The sequence below is a fragment of the Rhodococcus sp. NPDC056506 genome, assembly GCF_042794945.1.
Lineage (GTDB): Bacteria > Actinomycetota > Actinomycetes > Mycobacteriales > Mycobacteriaceae > Rhodococcus_F.
In genome coordinates this window covers 17,333-32,664 of sequence record NZ_JBHTSW010000024.1, presented here as the reverse complement: position 1 = coordinate 32,664, position 15,332 = coordinate 17,333, and the positions used below count along the sequence as shown (strand labels likewise).

The window sequence follows — 15,332 nt, the reverse complement described above, 5'->3', positions numbered from 1 at the left end:
CGTTCTGTCCACTTCGGTCTCTCCGACTGCCGTGTGCCTCATCCGGCCGTCAACTTGATACCGATGGTCGTGATGAGCACGTTGACGACGAAGAGCGCCATGAATGCGAACACGACGGTCTGGTTGACCGCGTCCCCGACGCTCTTGGCGCCACCCTTGACGTTGAGTCCGAGGTAGGCCGCAACCAGGCCGGCGATCATGCCGAACAGTCCGGCTTTGACCATGGAGAGCATGAGCTCACCGAATCCGGTGAGCAGCGTGATGCCGTTGACGAAGGCGCCGGGGTTAACGTCCTGGATGAACACGGAGAAGACGAAACCGCCGAGGATGCCGATGGTGCAGACAAGTCCGTTGAGGAGAAGTGCCACTCCTGTCGACGCGAGCACCCGGGGAACGACCAACCGGTGGATCGGATTGATACCGAGCACCTTCATGGCGTCGATCTCTTCGCGAATGGTTCGGGCCGAGAGGTCCGCGCAGATGGCGGTCGCTCCGGCGCCGGCGACGATCAGCACGGTGACGATGGGTCCGACCTGCGTGACGGTACCGAGCGCGGCTCCGGCACCACTGAGGTCGGCTGCACCGATCTCACGCAAGAGAATGTTGATGGTGAAGCTGACCAGCACCGTGAACGGGATTGCGACCAGCACCGTCGGCACCATCGAGACTCGGGCCACGAACCAGGCCTGATCGATGAACTCTTGACGTTGGAAGGGGCGGGAGAAGACTGCCCGCAAGGTTTGGGCGGACATCTGAAAAAAGCCACCGACCGCTCGTAATGGCACCTCGACGAGGTCTACCATTCGCCCTCCTCGTCCTTGGTTGCCGCAGTACTGTCTGTTCTCATAGTCCAGCCCCCGACAGCTTGTGACTCAGGTCATATTAACTAGAACGTGTTCACCTGTCAAAAACAAGTGTCCAACTCTAAGAAGTAGCCTCGCGGCGCCGAACCGAAACCCGAAGATTCAGAACGAGGAAAGCATCCCTTTTTGGTGGGATTGTCGCCGAAATATCCTGGAAATTAATACTTTTGACTGATCCGCACTTCTCGGTTCCTGGGCCGAAATTCGGCTTTCGATACTTGCCCCGGCCGTCGGGTCGATGCGATATCGCACCGCTCACGGGAATGCAAAATTGGAACACAGTCCAGTTTTTTCGAGACCGTTGGTCTCATTGCAGAACGCAGGCAGAGCGCCGCGCCCACCGACTCGTGAACACGCTATTTCTACCAAGAACTGGACACGTAGAGCCGTTTATGTGCGAACAACGGCTCTACGTGTCGCGGGCGCTGATCAGCCCAGCGCCCGCAGGGCCGCTGACGCCGAGAACATCTTTGCCGGGTCACGGTCTGCGAAGTAGTCACCCATCGCCGCGGACAGCGCTTCCGGAGACCAGGAATCTCCGTCTGCGTCGAACCTCTGCTCGACGACGGGCGCAGCCATCAGCGCAACCATCGGGCCGTACACCACGAATACCTGGCCGTTGACGGCGTCGGCCGCCGGTGACGCCAGGTACGAAACGAGCGACGCCACGTGCTCGGGTGAGAGCGGATCGATACCGTCGGTCGGTGCGTCACCGAACACGCCTTCGGTCATCGACGTCCTCGCCCGCGGGCAGATCGCGTTGGCACGAACGCCGTAGCGCGAGAGCCCACGTGCGGCCGACAACGTCAGCGCCGTGATTCCGGCTTTTGCAGCGCCGTAGTTGGGCTGCCCTTCCGGTCCGAGGAGGCCCGCCTCCGAAGAGGTGTTGACGATGCGCCCGTACACCGGCGCACCGGCTTCCTTGGATTTCGCCCGCCAGTAGGCAGCGGCGTTGCGGCACAAGAGGAAATGGCCTCGAAGGTGAACCTCGAGTACCAGATCCCAGTCTTCGTCGGACATGTTGAACAGCATCCGGTCACGCACGACGCCGGCATTGTTGACGACGATGTCGACGCTGCCGAACTGCCCCTGCGCTGCTTCCATCAGTGCATCCGCAGTAGAACGCTCACCGACGTTGCCTGCCACGAATTCGACCTTGGCGCCGAGGCCGCGGATCTCCTCGAGCGTTGCTTCGACGGCCTCGTTCGGTGCCAGGTCGTTGACGACCAACGACGCACCGGCCTTCGCCAGACCGATGGCCTCGAACTTTCCGAGCCCCGATCCGGCACCGGTCACGATGGCGACCTTGCCTTCGAGACTGGTTTCTGGGCTGTTCACAGCATTCATCGAAGCGCTCTCCCGGTTCTCTGCGGTCGTGTGTCGAGTTACCCGGCTCGATTGCCGTGACCCACGAGTTCGCAACTTTAGAACGTGTTCTTGTTTTGGGCAACCATCGTCACGGATGTTCGGTCAGCGCCGCACGCGGGCATTGAGCGATCGCGGAACGGACATCCTCCCAACGATCCTCCGGCGGACGTACGGAACTGATCACGAGCTCCTCGTTGTCGTCGAGGTCGAAAATATCGGGGGCGATCCCGACGCACACACCGTTTGCCTCGCAACGGTCCAGATCAACCCTGACCTCCATGGCGATTCCTCTTCTCTATTCACAACTACTGGCACGAACACGGATACGAAACGAGTGCCGCAGGGCTGTGCCGCACACCGTTCCTGGCGATAACACTAGAACCTGTTTCAGTCGTGTGCAATGATTCGAAAAAGTACCGAGAACGGACGTCGAACGATCCGCTGGACACAGCGAAGGCGCCCCTTGTCGCCGATGTACGCATCGATAGAACCTGTGTCAATCGAATGGTTGGCGCTTTGATTCGTATCTCTATGGAGAGGTAACCATGCACATCACCTACACCCCTGAGCAGCAACAGCTCCAGGAGGAGTTGCGTGCCTACTTCGCACAACTGATGACTCCCGAGCGGCGTGAAGCACTCGCCGCCACGACGGGTGAGTACGGCGAAGGCAATGTGTACCGCGAAGTCGTCGCGCAGATGGGCCAGGACGGCTGGCTCACCCTGGGTTGGCCGAAAGAGTACGGCGGACAGGAACGCTCCGCGATGGACCAGCTGATCTTCACCGACGAAGCTGCCATCGCCGGGGCGCCCGTGCCGTTCCTGACGATCAACTCCGTAGCACCCACAATCATGCATTTCGGTACGGACGAGCAGAAGGCCTTCTTCCTGCCCAAGATCTCCCGCGGTGAGCTGCACTTCGCGATCGGGTACTCCGAGCCCGAGGCCGGTACCGACCTGGCGTCGCTGCGCACGTCGGCCGTCCGCGACGGTGACGACTACGTCATCAACGGGCAGAAGATGTGGACCAGCCTGATCCAGTACGCCGACTACGTGTGGTTGGCGTGCCGAACCGATCCGGAAGCCAAGAAGCACAAGGGAATCAGCATGCTGATCGTCCCCACCACGGCAGAAGGCTTCTCCTACACCCCGGTGCACACCATGGCCGGTCCCGACACCAGCGCCACCTACTACCAGGACGTACGCGTCCCGGCGTCGTCGATAGTCGGTCAGGAACACGGCGGCTGGGCACTGATCACCAATCAGCTCAACCACGAGCGCGTTGCGCTCACCTCGGCGGGACCGATTCTCACCGCGCAGCGTGAGGTCCGCGAGTGGGCACAGAACACCAAACTGCCCGACGGCCGACGCATGATCGACCAGGAATGGGTGCAAATCAATCTGGCGCGTGTACATGCCAAGGCCGAGTACCTGAAGCTGATGAACTGGGAAATTGCCTCCGCAACCGACCACGCTCCCGGTCCGGAGGCGGCGTCGGCCAACAAGGTGTTCGGTACCGAATTCGCCACCGAGGCTTACCGCTTGCTGATGGAGATCCTCGGATCCTCCGCCACGATCAGGCAGAACTCCCCCGGCGCTCTTCTGCGCGGCCGCATCGAACGTATGCATCGTTCTTCGCTGATCCTGACGTTCGGCGGCGGTACCAACGAAGTGCAACGCGACATCATCGGAATGACAGCTCTGCGGCTTCCCGCATCGAAGCGATAAGGACCCACGATCATGGAATTCACCCTTACCGAGGCCCAGCAGGACCTGTCCGGACTGACACGATCCGTCGTCACCGAACTGGTGACCAACGACCGCCTTCGTGAACTCGACGCCGCCGAAGACCGTTTCGACGCCATCTTGTGGAACGCTCTGGCCTCGGCCGGCGTTCTCGGCGCGGCGCTGCCGGAGTCGGTCGGCGGAGACGGATTCGGTGTCCTCGAGCAGTGCAGCATCCTCGCCGAACTCGGACGCGGCGTCGCAGCCGTTCCGTTCCTGACGTCCATCGTCGGATCCGCCGCAGCGATAGCTGAATTCGGCTCGGACAAGCAGCGAGACGAATGGGCGAGCGCTGCCGCCGCCGGCGAGAAGATACTCACCGCGGCCCTCGCCGAGGAATACAACGACGACCCGGCCCACCCGATCACGCGTGCGGAGAAGACGGCCGACGGTTGGCGGATCGACGGTGCCAAGATCACCGTCGACAGTGCCCCGCTCGCAGATCTTTTCCTGGTCCCCGCGATCACCGAGGACGGTGTCGCGGTCTTCCTCGTCGAGCCGTCGGACGCAGGCGTGAGCGTCACCAGGCAGTCGACCACCGATTTCTCGAGTGCGGGTCTCGTCGAATTCGATTCGGTGCAGATCCCGGCCGATCGTGTTCTCGGCTCGGTTGCCCAGGGATCCGACATCGCAGCATGGATCGTCGAACGAATCCAGCTCGGTTCGAGCGCCTACCAGTACGGGGTGCTCGATCAAGCGCTGAAGCTGACCGCCGAATACGCCACCGAGCGTGTGCAGTTCGGTCGTCCGATCGGTAGTTTCCAGGCTGTCGCCCAGCGCCTCGCCGACGGGTACATCGACGTCAAGGGCGTTCGTCTGACGCTGTGGGCTGCCGCGTGGCGACTGAGCGAAGGACTTCCGTCCGACGGCGCTGTACAGACGGCCAAGTTCTGGGCCGCGGATGCGGGACACCGCGTCGGGCACACTGCGGTTCACGTTCACGGCGGTGTGGGTCTGGACGAGGACCACCCGGTTCACCGCTACTTCCTCGCTGCCAAGCATCACGAGTTCCTGCTCGGCAGCGCCACCGATCAGCTACGGGCACTGGGCAGGGAACTCGCCGCAGTCCCTGCCTGAACGAGTCCCACCGAGTGGAAATCCATGACCCGGTCCGAGACGAATCGATGATGATGCAGCTATGAGTCAGAGCCCCACTGTTTCCGATCTACTCCTCGGAGTCAGCGAGATCGACGACCGCGGCATCCGTTTCGAGGACCAGGTCATCTCCTGGCGCGAGCACGTTCAACGCTCGTTCGATCGAGCAGCGCTGCTGGACACGCTGCTCGATCGAACGCGACCCAGGCACTTCGGTCTTCTGATGGAGAACGTCCCGGAGTTCTCACTACTGCTCGGCGCGGCATCGTTCTCGGGTTCGGTTGCAGCCGGACTGAACACGACCAGGCGCGGACCGGCACTGGCGCGGGACATTGCGCTCTCCGACTGCCAGGTGATCTTCACCGAGAACAACCAGGCACACCTTCTCGACGACGTCGATCTCGGTGGCGTCCGGGTGATCAACGTGGATTCTCCGGCCTGGACGGAGTTGTTGGCACCCTTCGCCGATACGCCGGCCTACGCGTCGACGGCGCAGCCCGACGATCTGTTGATGCTCATCTTCACCTCCGGAACCAGCGGTGATCCCAAAGCGGTTCGCTGCACGCACCACAAGTTGGCCTCGCCTGGGGTCATGCTTGCCGATCGCTTCGGCCTCGGCGCCGACGACGTCGTCTACATGGCGATGCCCATGTTCCATTCCAACGCCATGATGGCGGCGTGGACGGTCGCGCTGCACGCTCGTGCGGGAATTGCCATGCGACGCAGGTTCTCCGCTTCAGGTTTTCTGCCCGACGTCCACAAGTACGGGATCACGTACTCCAACTACGTCGGAAAGCCGTTGTCCTTCATCGCGTCCACCCCCGAGGTGCCGAACGAGCGGGACAACACCTTGAAGATCATGTACGGCAACGAGGGTTCGGCTCCCGCCGTCGCCACCTTCGTCCGACGTTTCGACGCCCGCGTCATCGACGGATTCGGTTCCACCGAGGGCGGCATTTCGATCTCCGCCGCACCGGTTCCGCGGACCGGCGCCCTCGGACTGCTCCCGGACGGGGTCAAGATTCTTGATCCCGAGACCGGCGCACCCTGCCCGCCTGCAGTCTTCGACGCCGACGGCCGGATCACCAACGCCGACGAGGCAACCGGTGAACTGGTCAATGTCACCGGTCCAGGCACGTTCGCCGGGTACTACAAGAACCCGGAAGCCGACGCCGAGCGAATGCGCAACGGCCAGTACTGGAGTGGCGATCTGGCGTACACGGATGTCGACGGCTACGTCTACTTCGCGGGGCGCAGTTCCGGTTGGCTACGAGTGGACGGCGAGAACATCGGCGCCGCACCCATCGAACGCTCCCTGGTCGGTTACCCGGGCTTCGCGCAGGTTTCCGTGTACGCGGTCCCCGACAGCGACGTCGGCGACCGCGTCATGGCGTCGGTGATTCCGGTCGGCGACGTCGACAATTTCGACCCGGTCGCCGTGGCCGAATACATCGATTCCCGGCCGGAACTCGGGCCGAAGCAGAAGCCGACCTTGATCCGCGTCTGCAGTGAGTTTCCGCGGACGGCAACGTTCAAGGTGGTCACCCGAACGCAGAGCGCCGAACGCTGGAACACCTCCGATCCGGTGTGGATCCGCCGGCGCGGTGAAGCCGACTTCCAATTGCTCACTCCCGAACTGGCACTCGGCCTCGAGAAGACGCGAGAGTCGGTCTAGCCCGATCGGTCAGTAGTGCTGAGCAAGCGGTTTGTGCGCCGACACCGTTTTGTAGAACTCGGTGAGCCGAAGCTGTGATGCCGCTGCCTCGTCGATTACCACCGTCGCGTGTGGATGCAGTTGGAGGACCGATGCCGGGCACACTGCGGCCAGAGGCCCCTCGACGGCAGCGGCCATCGCAGCAGCCTTGTGCTCGCCGGTCGCGATCATCACCAGATGCCTTGCTTCGCAGATAGTTCCGAGACCCTGGGTGATCACGTGCCGTGGGACGTCGCCCGGGCTGTCGAAGAACCGGGCGTTGTCGGTTCGAGTCTGTTCGGTCAGCGTCTTGACCCGGGTCCTCGAATTCAGCGAGGACGTCGGTTCGTTGAAACCGATGTGACCGTTGCCGCCGATACCGAGAAGTTGAACGTCTACCGGACCATTCGACGCAATCGCACGGTCGTAAGCTGCCGCGGCGGCAAACGGATCCGCCGCAGTGCCGTCCGGGCTGAATACTCTTGCCGCGTCCAGGTCCAGGTGATTCACCAGCTCGGTGCGGATCACCTGGGCATACGACTCCGGGTGGCCTTCCGGCAGGCCGACGTATTCGTCCAAGAGGAACGCCTGCAAGGCGGCAAAACTCAAACCGTCGTCGCGGTGTCGACGCGCGAGTTCGCGGTACACCGAGAGCGGTGACGATCCTGTCGCCAGGCCCAAAGTCCTTGCGCCTGAATGCACCGCGTGCTCGAAGATGTCGGCAACAACAGTGCCGGCCGCCTCTGCACTGTCGACAATGACAATTTCCATCGGTTGATTCCTCAGCTTTCGGTGTAGTTCGTGAGCCAGGTTCCAGCGGCCATGACGGCGCGGGTTTCGAGTTCGGGACCGGTGACGATCAGATCGGCGCGGCAACCCGGCACGAGATCGCCGACAATTCCGGCCAGCCCCACCAGCGAAGCAGGCGTTGATGTCGCTGCGATGACAGCCGAAAGCAGATCGACGCCTGCGTGATTGACCGCCCGGCGGACTATGTCCATCAACCGACTCGTCCCGCCGGCGATGGCCGTCTCACCCTGGCCGGCCAGCCGCGCCACGCCACCGACAACGTCGACGTCGAGGGGTCCGAGTGGGTAGCGTCCGTCGGGCATTCCCGCCGCAGCCATCGCGTCGGAGACCAACGCGATCTGATGCGGACCGACCAGGTCGAACACCGTCGCCACCGTCTCGTCGGCCAGATGTACTCCGTCCCCGACCAACTCGACCACCATCTGTCCTTTCGCGGCCGCGGCAACACATGCCGCCACGGCGCCGGGAGCGCGATGATGCATCGGAGCCATACCGTTGAACAGGTGAGTGGCACTGAGCGGTGCATGCGCCGAGTGCGCGATCGAACGTGTCGCGATCGGGTTGGACGCATCCGTGTGTCCGATACTCACGACGGCCCCGTGACGCTCCAGCAACGAGGCAAGTTCGTCGAAGTGTGCTGTCTCGGGAGCGATCGTCATCGAGCGGATGTGCCCGCGGCCGGCTTCGAGCAGCGACTCCAGCAAGGCAGGGTCGCCATCGAGGATGCTGTCGGGATCCTGGGCGCCGCAGCGCAGTACCGAGAGGAACGGACCTTCCAGGTGAATCCCGGCCAACGTGCCCTTGTCCACCAGTGTCGCCAGGAGTTCGATGCGACTGCGCAGAATCTGCGGCGGCGCGGAGACGAGAGAGCCGATCACCGAGGTTGTGCCGTTCGTCCGATGATGATCGGCGGCCACGGTTGATCCGACCTCGTCCGCCTCGGGGAAACCGAAACCGCCGGCGCCGTGGCAGTGAACGTCCACGAGTCCCGGGATGATCGTTGTTCCCGGCGCTGCTCGCTCGGGTATCGGGTCGGTTCGCTGTGAAGCTGGTCCGGCCCACACCACACGATCACCGGAGATCTCGACGACTCCGTCCGAAAGAAGTCGACCACCGGTCACCAACTGTCCACGAAGAATCACGACATCACCTGCGGTACCACGGGGACCTCGGTATCCGCGATCGACAACTCGCGAAGCACTGCGTCCGCAAGCACGTAGTGCCCGTGCTCGTTCGGATGGAACGCGTCGGCCAGGAGTGCCGGTGGTGGACCCTCGGGAGAATGGGCCGACCACTGTGCGTAGTGGTCGACGAACACCACGCGCGTCGAGACTGCTACTTGCCGCGCGACCTCGACGTACCGAACCAACCCCGCTCGGGTGGGAGCGTTCTCGACGTCGATCGGTGGCGGCGTCTGCAGAATCGGCACCGCACCGATCGCTCGCGTCCGGAAGATCGTGTCCGAGAGATCGTCTCGAAACCGATCCAGTCCTTCTTCTCCGTCCAAGGCGTCATTCGTTCCGAGCATGATCAACACTACCGAGGGTTCGAACACTTCGATGCGGTGCGCGAAACCCGCACGCACATCGGAGGATCGGTTGCCGCTGACTCCGGTGTTGACCAGGATGTGGTTGAACAAGGAGAGTTCACCGCGGATGCGCTCGGCGCAGTGTTCGACGTAGCTTCGGTGGCCGTCGGTGTGCGTCAATCCCTGAGTGATGCTGTCGCCGGTGAAGACCCATCGGATCGGCGTCGAGGAGTCGCCGAGCAAAGCCTCGAGTCGAATCCGTTCAGCAGTCGTGGACTTCAGAGCCTTCGACATCGGGGTCATCCCCTCTGCCTTTCAGCGCCCGATACTGCCGCTGCGAACTTCGACGTGATGAACGCCGGATCCGTGATTGCAGTTCCGACAACCACCGAGTCGGCACCCAGGGCGATGGCGCGTGCCGCATCCTCCGGGCTGTGGTAGCGCCCTTCGGCGATGAGGATCGCATCTGGAAGTGACTGCCGCAGTTCGGAGATCAGCTCCAGGTCCGGACCTGCCAGCCGTCTGCTGTTCTCCGTGTATCCAGCCAGTGTGCTGGAGATGATGTCGGCGCCCGCCGCGGCGGCAGCGATGCCGTCCTCGAGTGTTCCACAGTCGGCCATGACGAGGCCGCCGCGATCATGGACCGCGGCGACGGTGTCGGCAAACGTCAGCCCGTCCGGACGTGGCCGCAGTGTGGCATCGGCAGCCACGATCTGCGCACCCGAGTCCACGACTTCGAGAGCTGATTCCCTTGTCGGCGTGATGAATACACCTTCCGTGCCGATCTTCGTCAAACCGATCACCGGCACTTTCACTGCCGACACGACTGCGGCTACATCCGGGGTTCCACCCACACCGCCGCAGCGGATCGCCACTGCTCCGCCGTCGACCGCGGCGCGGGCCATCCTCTCGATGGTCCCGGTGTCACGCAAGGCATGGCCGTGTCCGGCCTGACAGGACACGATCAGCTTTCCGCTGATGATCGTGAGCAACTCTTCGACAGTCACGGTGTTACCTCGATTCGTGTTGCGGCGGCCAGGAGCGCAGCTCCGACGAGCGGCGCATCGGTCCCCAAACGTGCAGGAAGAATGGCGGTTTCGGCTATGGGACCCATCGCTTCCACCCGGAAAGCGGACGTCAGAGGCGACAAGAAGTCGGCTCCGATCTGAGCTGCGCCGCCGCCGACGACGATCACCTCGGGATCGAATGCGGTGGCGACCCCGGCCAGAACGCGACCCAGCAGAGTACCGGCGTCGGAGACCACGGCACGGGCGATCGGATCGCCCGAATGCATGAGCGCCACCACTGCCTGTAACGGTTGAGTGGGCACACCCGCCCGCGCTGCGTACTCGGCTGCCATCGCCGGGCCGGACGCGACTGCCTCGAGGTGATCGGTTCTGCCGCAACCGCAACCTATCGCCCCGGAGACCGGAACCAGCAGATGCGCAAGCTCTCCGGCTGTTCCGTGGGCACCGTGGTACAGCTGCCCGCCCACGGTCAACGCGCCACCGATTCCGGTACCGATCGAGACGAACAGTGCAGAGGTTCGACCGCGACCGGCGCCGATCATGTTCTCGCCGTGTGCCATCGCGCGCACGTCGTTGTCCACCGTCACCGGTAGGCCTGAGTGTGCCTCGAGTTCTCCGCGAACCTCGGCGCCACTCCATCCGGACAGAATGTCGGAGGCGAAGACGACGCGGCCACGCACCCGATCGATGATTCCCGGTGCACCGACTCCGATTCCGGCTACCGTGTGATTCGCCCTCAGACGGTCGATCAACGCGGTAGCGGTCCCGAGAACGGCTTCCCTACCCGCCGTCGGTGTTGCCGCACGAACGGTGTCGATCACGTCTCCGTCGGACGTCACCACCGCAGCAGCCACTTTGGTGCCGCCGATGTCGATACCGATCCATCGCTTCTGCCCAGATGTCATGTCAGAGGAGCCCGGCCTGTTCCAGAACGACCTTGATCGTTGCGGTCTCGGACTCGTCGAGCGAGAGCATCGGGGCGCACATCGTATTGCCGGTGATGACGCCGCGCAGGGCCAGAGCCGTCTTGAACGCGCCCAGACCCGCGGCACCGGCGCTGACGCGACCCGGCGTCGTCGCCTCGACGATGGAGAACAGATCGGTGAGTCGATCCTGTTCGGCCTTCGCCGCGGCCCAGTCTCCTGCCTGCGCAGCGCGCCACAGTCGCACGTAGCCGTGTGGGTCCACGTTGGCCAGGCCGGGCACTGCGCCCGAGGCACCCATCAGCAGGCATCCGTCGACGACTACCTCGTGCCCGGTGAAGACGGCGAAGTTCTCGAGCCCGGCCGACTGACGAAGCAACATACGGAAACTGACGTCGTCGCCGCTCGAGTCCTTCACGCCGGCGATGACTCCCTCGCGGCCGAGCTCGACCAGCATGGCCGGGTTGAGCTTGCTGTGGACGCGAACCGGAACGTCGTAGGCGAACAGCGGAAGATCCACTGCGGCATGGATGGAGCGGAAATGTGTTGCTGTCTCGGCTGCGTCGGTGATCGCGTAGAAGGGCGCCGTCGCGACGATGGCATCCGCGCCCGCTTCACGCGCCTGCTCTGCAACGGCGATGACCCGGTTGGTGGTCATGTCGTTCACTCCGACGAGGACCGGTACCTGGCCGCCGACATGCCCGATCGCCGTCTGCACCACCTGGGCACGCTGAGCGTCGGTGAGGTAACCGACCTCGCCCGAGGAACCGAGGACGAACAAGCCGTCGACTCCGGCCTCGATCTGCAGTGAGAGCAGACGTTCGAGGGACTTGGTGTCGACCTCGCCCTCGAGCGTCAGGGGTGTGACGATCGGCGGGACGATTCCGCTGAAGGTAGTGGTTTCCGTGCTCATGGGGTCTCCATATGTTGGTTGTCGGATTGAGTTGTGGTGCGGCTGTCAGGGAGAAACGGAGACCGGCTGACCGCTCGAGGCGGACAGATAGGCAGCATCGATCACGCGCATCGACGCGCGGGCGTCTGCCACGGTGTAGTCGGGTGCGGTCCGTGTGGGAAGTCGATCGAGCAGGTGAGAGAGAAAGCTCGACACCGCGTTGTCGGAACCGAAGCCGCCGATGGGTAGTGCGGTCACGTCTCCCGAGGATGCGAAGTGGGTCACCGCGGGTTTGTCGTCGTCGGAACTCGCGTATCCGTGGGAGCCGAGGACCCGAACCGTCGCGGTATTCGCGCCGAAACCCGGTGCTGCGGGAATTCTTCCGACGGTCACCGTCGCGGTGACGCCGTTTTCCAGGGCGAGCGAGATCAACGCCGTGTCTTCGACGCCGAACTGCTCGTGGGCCCCGCCGTAGAGAGTGCTCGTTTCGGCATATACCTCGGTGACGTCCAAGCCGGTGAGGTACCTGAGGTAGTCGGCAGCGTAACCGGCGAAGTTCACTACTTCTCCCCCGCCGGACAGCGCGGGATCCACCACCAGTTCGGGACGCTCCACCGAGGTGGCGAAATGTGTTCCGCTTGCGAGGAACTCGATGTCCACGTGGCGCGGCAGCCCGAGGTTCCCGGCATCGATCCAGCGGCGCAGTCGCCGTAACGCAGGTGAATGAGTGCGGTTCACCACCGTACAGATTCGACCGTTCGACCGTGCGGCTTGCTGAACCGCCGCTGCCTCCGCCTCGTCGATGCCCACCGGCTTGTCCACGAGGACGTCGAGTCCCGCGTTCAATGCGGCAATCGCAAGCCGTGCATGCCTGGTCGGCTCACTGCAGATGATCGCCAGGTCTATCCGTTCGGGGTCGAGCAGCTCGCCTAGTTCGTCGATCCACTCGATGTCTGCGGCCTTTGCCATCGCGATTCCGTCCTCACGAATCCAATCGGGGACCGAGGATTCGTCGGAGGCCCCGACCAGGCTCACTCGAGGATCGGAACGCAACAGGTCCGCATAGGAGCCGGCATGCCTGACGCCGCTGACAAATCCGACGCGGATCGAACCGGTGCCGGTCATTGGTTTTCTCCGATCGAGACAGCGCGGCCGGTGTCGAGCGATTGCTGGGCAGCGACGGCAGTCGCGAGAGCTGCACGCACCTGCCAGTTCTCGACTATCGGGGTCGCGGAACCGTCGAGAGTGGCGATCCAGTGGCGCATCTGATGCGCCATCGCATCTTCGATCGACGACGGCGGCGCGTTGGTCGTGTCCGTCATCAGTCCCGGGTCGTCTCCGGTGTCGTGCGCGAGTGTGCCGGAAGTCCCGGACACCACGATCCGGCGCACCATCTTTCCCGATTGTGGTAGTGCGTATGCCAATTCGATGAGCGCCAGTGATCCGTCCTCGAAGCGGACAGTCAGATGGAAGCTGTCGTGCACGGGCATCCCAGCCGCGAAAGTCGGGAAACTACGAGCGAACACGCGGATCGGACGACGACCGATCAGCCACGTCACCAAGTCGAGTGCGTGAGTTCCGTTGTGAACGGGGTGACCACCCGAGCGTGCCTTGTCGTGTTGCCAGCCTCGCCAACCTCCGGGCCAGACGTGGCCGGTGTACCAACTGAGGTGGATCAACCGGGGGTCGCCGATAGCGCCTCGAGCAACCGAGTTTCCGATCGAGGTGATCGACGGCTGGAATCGTACGGTCTGTCCGACCATCAGTGAGGTGCCGCCACCTTCGGTGGCCTCGACCATGGCGTCGAAGTCCGCGACTGTCAGCGCGGCCGGTTTCTCCACGTGTACATGCTTTCCCGCGCGACCGGCGGCGATCGTCACCGGCGCGTGGTCGGGAGTGGCCCCGACGACGTTGACCGCGTGGACCGTCGGGTCTGCAAGAATCTTCGCCAGATCGGTACTGGCCTTCGCGCCTGGAGCCAACGCCGCGACCGATGCCGCCCGGTCCATGTCACTGCCGAATACGTAGGCGAGCTCGACCGACGGGATGCGCGCCAGAGCGCTGACGTGGTCCCGCGCGATTCCTCCGCTCCCGATGACGGCTACGCGCACGGTCACTTCGCACGTCCCGACAACGCTGCCGGTTGGCCGCCACCGAGTCGTACCTGTTCGGCGACGACGAGTGCGCGTTCGCGTGCGTATGTCAACGGTGAGTGGGGATCAGCCTTGCCGTCGAGAACTGCTGCCATCTCGTCGATTTCGTGGCGAATCGCAGCCTGCATCCACAACGAGGATCCTCCGTTGCCCGAGTTGTACTTCTGCGCCCTGCTGGCGGAGTCGATCAAGGATTGGTTCTCGGCGTCGACGTCGAAGATCGGCCACGACTCTCCGACCTGTCCCCCGCGCAGTCGGCTAACCCGGCCGGTGTGGAAGTCCGCGTGGACCGAGCCTTCGGCGGCATTGACCGTCAGCTCCCAGGACGAGGTGTGTGAACGCGTGGAGATGGTGTGTCTGCCGATCGCGCCGCCGGCAAACGAGACCACAGTGTTGCGGAAGCCGTCATCCGCGGTGGCGATGCTCGACACGGCAGTCACCTCGCCGCCGAGCCAGCACATCAGGTCCAGTTCGTGAATCTCGTGAGTCAGTTCTCCACCTGTTCGACTCTTGTCGAGCTTCCACCACTGTGGATCTGCGCCGCCGGTGTCGATCCATCGTGAGCGCGACGTTTCGATGGCAGCGACCTCCCCGAGTTCCCCCGAAGTCAGCAGGTCCGCCAGCCGTCGTACACCCGGCATCATCCGCATGATGTGCCCGACCATCAACGGTGAACCGCTCGCGTCGGCGCTCGCGATCATGTTGTGCGCATCGACCAGTTCGACGGCGAGTGGCTTTTCGACAAAAACTGCCTTGCCGTGTTCGAGTGCTGCGATGGCAGGTTCTGCGTGCGCGTGATTGGGCGTTGCGACGACAACGAGGTCCACGTCCGGGTGGGCAGCCACCGCGTCGTGATCGTCTGTCGGGATTGCCGAGAACTCCGCGGCGACGTCCCTTGCCCGCTCGAAGTCGCGGTCACACAGCATCGCCAGTTCGAAACGTGGATGGGCAGCAAGCTCGCGAGCGAGGGAACTACCGAAGAATCCGCAACCGACCACACCGACTTTGTATCGGGTCATGAAGTCTCCAAAGATTGGATGAGGGATGTCCTATGTTATACGGCCAGCGCCATCGGCCGTCAATTCGAGGTCGGTAACACAGTCTTCATCTATGCAGGTAGAGGCAGTATTTCCGCGTCGAAACCCGCCGAGAGGCGAAGTTGGGCGACGCGAGTTCAGAAGATTCTCTAGACGCT

The 15,332-nt window shown here is 63.4% G+C and carries 15 protein-coding genes; 3 read left to right on the top strand and 12 right to left on the bottom strand.

The window, feature by feature from the left end; all coding sequences use genetic code 11:
* Positions 1-38: 38 nt before the first annotated feature.
* From ACFQ6H_RS19135 to ACFQ6H_RS19125, 3 genes are all read right to left on the bottom strand, one after another.
* On the bottom strand, positions 39-803 hold the full coding sequence (locus ACFQ6H_RS19135) for an ABC transporter permease (RefSeq protein ID WP_003945687.1): 765 nt from the start codon (positions 801-803) through the stop codon (positions 39-41).
* 489 nt (positions 804-1,292) lie between these two features.
* Positions 1,293-2,210: a 3-oxoacyl-ACP reductase gene (locus ACFQ6H_RS19130; RefSeq protein ID WP_378647920.1), complete on the bottom strand. Its 918-nt coding sequence runs from the start codon at positions 2,208-2,210 to the stop codon at positions 1,293-1,295.
* A gap of 109 nt (positions 2,211-2,319) precedes the next feature.
* Entirely contained in the window at positions 2,320-2,511 is a 192-nt protein-coding gene (locus tag ACFQ6H_RS19125; RefSeq protein WP_007734330.1) for a ferredoxin, read from the bottom strand.
* Positions 2,512-2,776: 265 nt separating this feature from the next.
* Here ACFQ6H_RS19125 and ACFQ6H_RS19120 point away from each other — a divergent pair, with 265 nt between their 5' ends.
* From ACFQ6H_RS19120 to ACFQ6H_RS19110, 3 genes are all read left to right on the top strand, one after another.
* Complete coding sequence (locus ACFQ6H_RS19120) at positions 2,777-3,958, top strand: acyl-CoA dehydrogenase family protein (RefSeq protein ID WP_003945878.1); 1,182 nt, start codon at positions 2,777-2,779, stop codon at positions 3,956-3,958.
* 12 nt (positions 3,959-3,970) lie between these two features.
* Positions 3,971-5,092, top strand: coding sequence for an acyl-CoA dehydrogenase family protein (locus ACFQ6H_RS19115; RefSeq protein WP_378448969.1), 1,122 nt, complete (start codon positions 3,971-3,973; stop codon positions 5,090-5,092).
* 61 nt (positions 5,093-5,153) lie between these two features.
* Positions 5,154-6,785 (top strand): long-chain-fatty-acid--CoA ligase, encoded by a 1,632-nt coding sequence (locus ACFQ6H_RS19110; RefSeq protein ID WP_378647918.1) that lies wholly within the window; start codon positions 5,154-5,156, stop codon positions 6,783-6,785.
* A gap of 9 nt (positions 6,786-6,794) precedes the next feature.
* Here ACFQ6H_RS19110 and nagB read toward each other — a convergent pair whose 3' ends face one another.
* The 9 genes from nagB to ACFQ6H_RS19065 are packed head-to-tail and all read right to left on the bottom strand — an operon-like array spanning position 6,795 to position 15,156.
* The gene (gene nagB, locus ACFQ6H_RS19105; RefSeq protein WP_378535238.1) at positions 6,795-7,574 is read right to left on the bottom strand and encodes a glucosamine-6-phosphate deaminase; all 780 of its coding nucleotides are present in this window, start codon (positions 7,572-7,574) and stop codon (positions 6,795-6,797) included.
* Between the two features lie 11 nt (positions 7,575-7,585).
* On the bottom strand, positions 7,586-8,755 hold the full coding sequence (locus tag ACFQ6H_RS19100) for an N-acetylglucosamine-6-phosphate deacetylase (protein ID WP_378647916.1): 1,170 nt from the start codon (positions 8,753-8,755) through the stop codon (positions 7,586-7,588).
* Positions 8,752-9,435, bottom strand: a complete 684-nt coding sequence (locus tag ACFQ6H_RS19095) for an SGNH/GDSL hydrolase family protein (RefSeq protein WP_378547784.1) — start codon at positions 9,433-9,435, stop codon at positions 8,752-8,754. Before ACFQ6H_RS19095 ends, ACFQ6H_RS19100 begins: the two co-directional genes overlap by 4 nt.
* A gap of 5 nt (positions 9,436-9,440) precedes the next feature.
* The gene (locus ACFQ6H_RS19090) at positions 9,441-10,148 is read right to left on the bottom strand and encodes an N-acetylmannosamine-6-phosphate 2-epimerase (RefSeq protein ID WP_378647914.1); all 708 of its coding nucleotides are present in this window, start codon (positions 10,146-10,148) and stop codon (positions 9,441-9,443) included.
* Entirely contained in the window at positions 10,145-11,074 is a 930-nt protein-coding gene (locus tag ACFQ6H_RS19085; RefSeq protein WP_378647912.1) for an ROK family protein, read from the bottom strand. The genes ACFQ6H_RS19090 and ACFQ6H_RS19085 overlap by 4 nt, the downstream gene beginning before the upstream one ends.
* 1 nt (position 11,075) lies before the next feature.
* On the bottom strand, positions 11,076-12,005 hold the full coding sequence (locus tag ACFQ6H_RS19080) for a dihydrodipicolinate synthase family protein (protein ID WP_378647910.1): 930 nt from the start codon (positions 12,003-12,005) through the stop codon (positions 11,076-11,078).
* Between the two features lie 45 nt (positions 12,006-12,050).
* Positions 12,051-13,109 carry a Gfo/Idh/MocA family protein gene (locus ACFQ6H_RS19075; RefSeq protein WP_378547796.1) on the bottom strand — a complete coding sequence of 353 codons (1,059 nt, stop codon included), beginning with the start codon at positions 13,107-13,109 and terminating at the stop codon, positions 12,051-12,053.
* Positions 13,106-14,101 carry a Gfo/Idh/MocA family protein gene (locus ACFQ6H_RS19070; protein WP_378535223.1) on the bottom strand — a complete coding sequence of 332 codons (996 nt, stop codon included), beginning with the start codon at positions 14,099-14,101 and terminating at the stop codon, positions 13,106-13,108. The genes ACFQ6H_RS19075 and ACFQ6H_RS19070 overlap by 4 nt, the downstream gene beginning before the upstream one ends.
* A complete protein-coding gene (locus ACFQ6H_RS19065; RefSeq protein WP_378647908.1) occupies positions 14,098-15,156 on the bottom strand; it encodes a Gfo/Idh/MocA family protein in 1,059 nt (352 codons plus the stop codon). Before ACFQ6H_RS19065 ends, ACFQ6H_RS19070 begins: the two co-directional genes overlap by 4 nt.
* Positions 15,157-15,332 lie beyond the last annotated feature (176 nt).